Genomic DNA, 7969 nt, shown 5'->3' with positions numbered 1-7969 from the left:
TGGAATTTAAAACAAATTAGGTGAAAGATATGCAAGTGAAACATACAATCGATGTGAAAGAATTAATAAAAGAATGGCAAATCGCGTTGGAAGCAGAGCGGAATTATTTAAAATTTCATGGCGGTAGAGGACATTTATTAACAAGAGGTACACCCCTATATGATATAGGTCAAAGTACAGTTGTATTATTTACTGTTTATTCCGAGATATTTGTTCCAGATGGAACGCCAGTTAGGATAAAAATTGAAAATCAAGATTATCAAGGCGAAATCCTTTCCAGTAAAGGGTTACAATTAGAAATAAAGATAAATGAAAATCTTAAGTCTAACATTCCATACGCAGAATTATTCAGTGAACCTTGGGAGTTGCTAGATCAACTAATAGAAAGACTAGATGAAATAAAAGATTATCGAGATAAACAAAAACGAATAATGAGACTAATGAATGCAAATTCAAAGCCAAAGCACCTTGAAAAATTAAAAGAAGGAAGCTCGATACAAAAGGAATGTATTTATCGTTCATTTTATAATGCAACTACCTATATTTGGGGTCCACCGGGTACTGGTAAATCTTATAATTTGACGAATATGATTTTAAAACATTATGAAAAGAATAAATCAGTATTAGTCATCGCTCATTCAAATGCTGCTGTTGATGTATTAATGAAAAATGTGATTGCTCAGCTTGAAGAAAATGCCAAATGGAAAAGTGGAGATATTGTCCGCTACGGATATACAAAAGATGAAGTGCTCCTACAACATGATGATATTCTCTCATCAAAACTTGTAGAGGTAGAGGATGAGTCTGTTCAAGTAGAGTTAGAAAAATTAGATAATCGAAAATCTGCGATGATTAGAAAAGCGAAAAGAGGAGTTGCTTCAAGGGGTGACTTACACGAGTTAAGTAAAATCCAAAATAAGTTGAATAAGCTTCGTGGTGAGATTCGTGAAAAAGAAAAAGAATTGATTGATCAAGCGAAGGTAGTAGGTACTACATTATCAAAGTGTTCAATCGATCCATTAATCTACATGCGACAATTTGATTTGGTCATTGTTGATGAAATTAGTATGGCTTATACACCACAAATTGCATTTGCAGCGACATTAGGAAAGAGAATCGTAGTGTGTGGTGATTTTAAACAATTACCGCCAATTGCAACTTGCTATCAAAATCAATATGTAAAAAAATGGCTTCAGGAAGATTTATTTCATCATGCAGGAATCGTGCAAAAAATTAATAACGGGGAAAGTTTAGAAAATCTAGTTCTCCTGAACAAACAAAGAAGGATGCATCCAAATATTTCAGGATTTACGAATAAGGAAATCTATCATTCTTTAGTATTTGATCACCCTACTGTTAAAAAGAGGGAAGAGATTTCAAAACACCGCCCATTTCCGATGAAAGCAAATTGTTTAGTGAACGCGCAATTTTTAAACACATCTGCACTCAAAGATTCAAATACTAATTCTAGATATAATTTAGGTTCAGCAATGATCGCCATACAATGTATGCTCACAAGTATAATAGATGGAGTTAAGTCAATTGGCGTTGTAACACCGTATAGAGCGCAATCAAAACTAATAACTGAACTCCATAAAGATATAATAGGTAAAACAAAATATAAAGAGTTGCCAATTCAAATTGCTACAGTTCATCGATTTCAAGGTTCCGAATGTGATGTAATCGTGTTTGATACGGTCGATACAAAGCCACAATATTCTCCAGGATATATCTTAACGGACCAAAATAGCGATCGCTTAATTAATGTTGCTTTAACGAGGGCAAAAGGTAAATTTATTCACATAACAGATATTCCATTTATGAAGAACAAGACAAATAGAGAGAAAACGGTTCGGAAATTGATTGAATATCAACTAGAACATGAATATAAAATAGAAAAGAATGAATTTGAAAAAGTTTTTTCACATAGTATTTCTAAAAGATTGAAATTCTTTCCAAATGATCAATCTGAATGGAACGAAGAATTTATAAATGATCTTCAAAATATCAAAAAAAATCTAACTGTATCGATGCCGAATTTATCTTCAATGTCTAATGAATTTCGAAAACTATTAAATGAAATTGACGTTCCGATCACTTTCATAAGTGAGTCTAGTTATGAAAATCAAAAAAAGTGGAAATTTATCCAAAAAGAATTTGTTCAACCACTTATTATCATAGATAATGAAATCCTTTGGTATGGACATCCTTACTGTCACCAAACGATGAATCAGTCTATTTTTACTGCTAGATTAAATAGTCCCAATACAATCCGAACATTAAAAGGGTTTATAGATTATTAACATTACATGGAGTAAATTCCATGTAATTTTTTTATTCTTTTACATGGATTTTTTGCATAAATTAGTAAAAAATTGCAACGGGATAGGCGTGTAAATAGTTGAACAGTCAGAATTGCGAAGCTTGTCTATGCCATGAGCTTGTTGGTTTTGAAGTTTTTAACAAATGATATTGCAATGTAGTCAAATCGATAAATATTCTAGTAGTTACTAAATCTATAAGATATGTACAAGTTTTTAAACAGATAACATTCTTCTCAATTGAATGTGATTTGCCAAAACGAAGTCATCCACTTTTTTACAACATACAGAGGAGATAAGGGGTGTTTCCCATGAAAAGCGGTTACTGGCAAAATTGGTCTGGTAGTGTGAAGTTTAATCCTCAACATATTTTTACACCAAATTCGATTGAAGAAGTTGTATCAATCGTAAAAAAAGCTAATATAGAAAATAAGAAAATAAGAGTAGTAGGTTCACGTCACTCCTTTACCCCGCTAATATCCACAACTGATTTCCTCGTCTCTCTAGACCAATTACAAGGTGTCATTTCTATTGATAAAGAAAAACAAATTGCTGAAGTTTGGGCTGGAACAAAATTAGAAAGACTTGGGCAAGAATTATACCAGTCTGGTTATTCCCAAGAAAATTTAGGAGATATTAATGTTCAATCTATTGCTGGAGCATTATTAACAGGTACACATGGTACTGGTGAACAGCATGGAATTTTATCCACACAAATTGAAGAATTAACGATTGTTTTACCGAATGGTGAAGTGTTAGTTTGTTCGAAAATACAAAATATAGATTTATTTAAAGCAATCGGTGTTTCACTAGGGTTACTTGGGATTGTAGTAAAAATAAAAATTAGAATAAAGCCTGCTACTACGTATCGTTATGAAAGTAAAAAAATTCATACAGAAGATTTATATCATCGCCTTGAAGAAATGAAAAAAGAAAATGAGCATTTTGAATTTTATATGTTTCCATATTCAAAAAATATACAAGTAAAACTAATGAATGAAACTAGAACAAAAAATCATTCATTTAAGTTCGAGAAATGGAAAATAGCAACTATTGAAAATAAAGCATTTTGGTTCTTAAGTGAAATTAGTAGAAATATACCTAAAACTAGTAGGATGATTAGTAGATTAAGTGCCAAGAATGTACCAAATTCTAGAATGGTTGGACCGAGTTTTCAACTGTTTTCTACAGTTCGAGATGTAAAATTTAATGAAATGGAATATAGTATTCCAAAAGCAAAGATGGTTGATGCAACGAAAGAAATTCAAGAAGAAATTATGAATAATAAATTCAATGTTCATTTTCCAATTGAATGTAGATTTGTAAAAGCAGATCATTTTATGATTAGTCCGGCATCAGCACGTGATTCTGCATATATTGCAGTTCATATGTATAAAGGTATGCCACATCAGGATTATTTCAAACGGGTTGAAGAAATTCTTCAAAGCTATGGTGGACGTCCACACTGGGGTAAAATGCACAACATGACATTAGAACAATTGCATCAACTATATCCTCATTTATCACAATTCCTTGAAATTAGAAGTAAACTTGATCAAAAAAACATATTTGTTAATGCATATTTAGGGAAGTTATTTAAGATAGGATAATGTATTAATGACAGGAGGTTTAGACTTGCTGTCATTTTTTATTGAAATTTTGATTGAAAATTATTATCAACTATAATATGATGTTAGATGATAATGGTTTTCAATACATTTATTAAATTATAAAATATAAAGAGTATGATTCATTCTGGAGGAAAAATATGATGAAGAAGCAAACAACTTTGATCGCACTTTCAATTGCAACAAGCCTTATGGTAGCAGGGTGCTCACAAAAAACTGAAGAAACTAGTAAAGTTCAAAAGGATAAAAATGTAGTAGAAAAAATAAAGCTAGATACTGAGATTAATAGTTATCGTGACTTTGTCGTTTCTCAAACAGAAGAATTCGTAAAATCAACTCAATTATTCGTTAATGCAATCAATTCAGGTGATATAGAAGAAGCAAAACGTTTATATCCAATTAGCAGATCTTATTTTGAAAGAATTGAGCCAGTTGCAGAATCTTTTGGTGATTTAGATCCAAAAATTGATGCACGTGAAGGTGACGTACCAGCTGAAGAGTGGACTGGTTTCCATAAAATTGAACAAGTATTATGGGTAGATAAAACAACAAAAGGTCTAGAAAAATATACGAAACAATTAATGACGGACGCTAATTATCTACGTGCGAAAGTAGAAACAGTTGAAATTGATCCAGTTCTATTTGTGACAGGTCCTGTAGAATTATTAAATGAAGTTTCTTCTTCAAAAGTTACTGGAGAGGAAGAACGCTACTCACATACAGATTTAGCTGATTTTGCAGCAAACGTTGAAGGCTCACACAAAGTCATTGAACTAGTTTTACCAAAATTAAAAGAACAAGATGCTGAATTAGCGACTACAATTGATAACCGCTTTAACGAATTAATGGCTTCATTAGATTCATATAAAAATGGTGAACAATATATCGATTACACGAAGTTAAAAGAAGATGAAGTGAAGAAATTAGCACAACAAGTTGATGCGCTTGCAGAACCGATTTCTCAAGTAGGCTCAACACTAGGAGTAAATTAATATGTCAAACTTAGAAACGAATAAAGTTTCAAGACGAGATGCACTAAAGTTAATAGGTGTTGGAGGAGCGGGATTATTAATTGGTGCAACTGGAATAGAGGCTGCAACTGATAAAGTGTCTAATTTCTTTACGCCAAATAAAGTGGATGCAAGTGAACTGCTACCATTTTATGGTGAGCACCAACAAGGGATTACTACGCCTGCTCAAGACTTTATGTACTTAGCATCATTTCAACTAGAAACGACATCAAAAAATGAGATAAAAACTTTATTTAAAAAATGGACAGAAGCGGCAGCCACTCTAAGTGAAGGAAAAGAGATTGGAGATTCAGATGTACTGTCTTCTCCTCCAGCAGATACGGGAGAAGCAATTGGACTTCAACCAATGAAACTGACTTTCACATTTGGTGTTGGTCCTAGTTTCTTTGATAAATTATCAATACAATCAAAACGCCCAAGCCAGTTTAAGGATTTGCCTCATTTTCCAGGTGACGATTTAAGAGAAGAGTGGAATGGTGGAGATATTGCAGTTCAAGTTTGTGCGAATGATCAACAAGTTGCATTTCATGGACTACGTAATCTAATTCGAATTGGCCGTGGGATTGTTTCATTAAAATGGATGCAACACGGTTTCCAACGTTCAGGGGGCTCGGATCCATCTGGAAGCACGCCAAGAAATTTAATGGGCTTTAAAGATGGTACTGCAAATCCAAATCCGAAAGATAAAGATGAAATGAATAAACATGTTTGGATTCAAAATGATAATACGCCATCATGGTTAGCTGGTGGCTCTTATTTAGTGGCTAGAAGAATTCGTATTCGTGTTGAGGAATGGGATCGTAGTACATTAAATGATCAAGAAGCTACGTTCGGACGTCATCGACAATCAGGTGCACCACTTGGCGAAAAGGACGAATTTGCAGAATTGAATGTAAAGAAAAAAGATTCAAATGGTAATTTAATGATTCCCGCAGATTCTCATGTTGCCTTAGCTAGAGGGAATGGTAAAGTGAAAATCTTAAGAAGATCTTATTCATATACTGATGGATTAGATATTCAAACAGGAAAACTAGATGCAGGATTATTATTTGTTAGTTTCCAACAAGATATTGAGAAGCAATTCATACCTTTACAAGAAAAATTAGCGAAAATGGATTTATTAAATGAATATATTGAACATAATGGCAGTGCTGTCTTTGCATGTTTTGGTGGTATAAAGAAAGGCAGTTATATCGGAGAAGGTTTAATCTAGGTGACAACAATGAAGAAAATAACAACGCTTTTTATAACTTTACTATTTATCTTATTCATGAATAGTCCAATTCAAAAAATATTTGCAGAAACTGATGTTCAAGAACAAGTACTTTCACATATTGGGAATTCCTTAACTGAAGTTAAAAACGGGGAAAAAGATAAAGTGAAAGCGGATTTACAATCGATAAAAAGTTTAATTGAAAATGAAAAGAAAACGGATCAATTAAATAACCTTGTAAATCGTGCTCTTGAAGATTTAGAAAGTAATGATATTACGGCTATTACTGAAGATATCCGTAAAATTGCTTTTGAGACCGAAAATTGGATTAAAAATACGAATGTTACGAAAGATCTCTCTCAACTTGATTTAACGAAACTAACATTCCATCTTGAAAAAGTTCAGTCTTATTCAACTGATTCAAATTGGGTTGAAGCAAAAAAACAATATAAATTGTTCGAGGTTGAATGGTATAAAATCGAGAATGATTTAAGAAAAGCAAATGCTGGATTCTACGGTGCAATTGAATCAAATATGATCACGACTAGATCTGCATTATTTTCATCTGAGCAGGACAGTCAGAAAGTAACAAGTAGCTTAACAAAATTAATAGATGTTTTAAATCATCCAACAACGGATTCAAAAAAAGAGGTAAGTATCGAGAAAGCAATTGGTTTAATTGATCGAACGATTGAGAATATCAATTCAGATGAACCAAAAAAAGCACAAGATACATTTACAGAGTTCGTTCAAGATTGGCCATATGTTGAAGTTGTTGTTCAAGCTAATTCAATGGAACTGTACAAACAAATTGAAAATGATACAACAATCGCTTTATCACAAATATCCGACAAACCAAACGCTGATCAAACGATGAAAACATTAAAACAGATTCAAACAAACTTGAATATGGCTACTGAAAAAAATTCGTATTCAATGTTTGATGCTGGAGCAATTGTTTTTCGTGAAGGGTTAGAGGCGTTGATTATTATTTCTGCTTTACTTGCACTAGTTTCAAAAAATAATCAAGTCGGTGCTCGTAAATGGATCTTCATTGGTGGTGCCTTTGGGGTGCTAGCAAGCTTAGTTGCGGGTGCATTATTCCAGTTCTTATTATCTAAAATTTCCGCTGGTATCAGTAATCAATTAATTGAAGGGGTATCCGGTCTAATTGCTGTTGTCTTCATGCTAACAGTTGGTCTTTGGTTGCATAAACAATCGAATCAAAAAGAGTATGGTAAATCTATGAAAGAAAAGGCGCAAGCTGCTTTAGCTGCCGGTGGAATTCTATCAATTAGTTTACTATCATTTTTTGCAGTATTTAGAGAAGGCGCTGAGACAGTAGTATTCTACATAGGGATGAGTTCATCGATCTCAATGAAAGAATTATTTATTGGATTTGCTGGTGGTATATTGATTCTAATCGTAATCGGTTATATCCTGTTGAAAGGAAGTAAACTAATACCACTAAAACCATTTTTCTTAATTGCAAGTTTATGTATTTACTATTTGACGTTTAAATTTATTGGGCAAAGTATACATGCGCTACAAGGGATTGGTTATTTACCAAACCACATGTCTACTAAACTACCAACTATACCTAAAATAGGGATTTATCCTTCATTTGAAAGTGCAATACCACAAATCATGTTAATACTATTTGTGATTTGGTTATTTGTAGGAACAAAGATCGGCAATAAAAAACAATCGATCTCTGCTTAGTAGATTCTATTTTGATGAGAACAACATAAGAAAATGGCGACTAATGTATATTAG

General features: G+C 32.8%; 5 protein-coding genes. All 5 read left to right on the top strand.

Going from position 1 to position 7969, the window contains the following annotated elements; translation table 11 throughout:
* The first annotated feature begins 29 nt into the window (after nt 1-29).
* The gene (locus V7056_RS20180) at nt 30-2303 is read left to right on the top strand and encodes an AAA domain-containing protein (RefSeq protein ID WP_499704174.1); all 2274 of its coding nucleotides are present in this window, start codon (nt 30-32) and stop codon (nt 2301-2303) included.
* A 320-nt stretch (nt 2304-2623) separates the two neighbouring features.
* Nucleotides 2624-3931, top strand: a complete 1308-nt coding sequence (locus V7056_RS20175; protein ID WP_499704173.1) for a D-arabinono-1,4-lactone oxidase — start codon at nt 2624-2626, stop codon at nt 3929-3931.
* A gap of 161 nt (nt 3932-4092) precedes the next feature.
* Nucleotides 4093-4941, top strand: a complete 849-nt coding sequence (gene efeO / locus V7056_RS20170; RefSeq protein ID WP_499704175.1) for an iron uptake system protein EfeO — start codon at nt 4093-4095, stop codon at nt 4939-4941.
* Nucleotide 4942: 1 nt separating this feature from the next.
* A complete protein-coding gene (gene efeB / locus V7056_RS20165; protein WP_499704172.1) occupies nt 4943-6193 on the top strand; it encodes an iron uptake transporter deferrochelatase/peroxidase subunit in 1251 nt (416 codons plus the stop codon).
* Nucleotides 6194-6202: 9 nt separating this feature from the next.
* Nucleotides 6203-7915, top strand: a complete 1713-nt coding sequence (locus tag V7056_RS20160) for an FTR1 family iron permease (protein WP_499704171.1) — start codon at nt 6203-6205, stop codon at nt 7913-7915.
* Nucleotides 7916-7969: the final 54 nt, after the last annotated feature.

It is taken from the genome of Bacillus sp. JJ664, from assembly GCF_036962205.1.
GTDB lineage: Bacteria > Bacillota > Bacilli > Bacillales > Bacillaceae_G > Gottfriedia.
This window is presented reverse-complemented; position numbering and strand designations above follow the sequence as displayed.